Origin of the sequence: Methylobacterium variabile, from assembly GCF_001043975.1 — a bacterium.
GTDB lineage: Bacteria > Pseudomonadota > Alphaproteobacteria > Rhizobiales > Beijerinckiaceae > Methylobacterium > Methylobacterium variabile.
Window position 1 is genome coordinate 1 of the sequence record NZ_LABY01000443.1, and the last position, 572, is coordinate 572.

A 572-nucleotide genomic window follows, 5' to 3' on the forward strand; every position below is an offset into this window, starting at 1 on the left:
TCGCTCAACACCTTCCGGGCCCTTCTGCTTCCGGCGATGCGCTTCCGCTGGATCACGGTGGCCGTGTGCGTCGCGATGCTGGGTGCGGCGATCGTCGGCATGGGCCACGTGCAGCAGCAGTTCTTTCCCTCCTCCGACCGGCCCGAGGTGCTGGTCGACATGACCCTGCCGCAGAATGCCAGCATCAGTGAGACCAAGGCGCAGATGGACCGGTTTGAGGCGGCGCTGAAAGGCGACCCCGAGATCAAGCGCTGGAGCTCCTATGTCGGCCAGGGTGCGATCCGCTTCTACCTGCCCCTCGACCAGCAATTGCAGAACGCGTTCTTCGGCCAGATCGTGATCGAGACCGTGTCGCTCGAGGCCCGCGACCGCACCATGGCGCGGCTGAACGAGCTTGCCCGGCGCGAGTTCGTCGGCACCGACGTGTTCGTGCATCCCCTCGACCTCGGTCCCCCGGTCGGCCGGCCGATCCAGTACCGGATCAGCGGCCCCGACCTGCAGGTGGTGCGGGCCCAAGCCCTCAAGCTCGCCAACGTGGTGGCGCAGAACCCCCATGTCGGCCTGCCGACCTT

At 67.1% G+C, this 572-nt stretch carries 1 protein-coding gene; it reads left to right on the forward strand.

Annotation, left to right across the window (positions count from 1 at the left end):
- On the forward strand, positions 1-572 hold a 572-nt coding region (locus tag VQ02_RS33760; RefSeq protein ID WP_048448651.1), incomplete at both ends, for an efflux RND transporter permease subunit.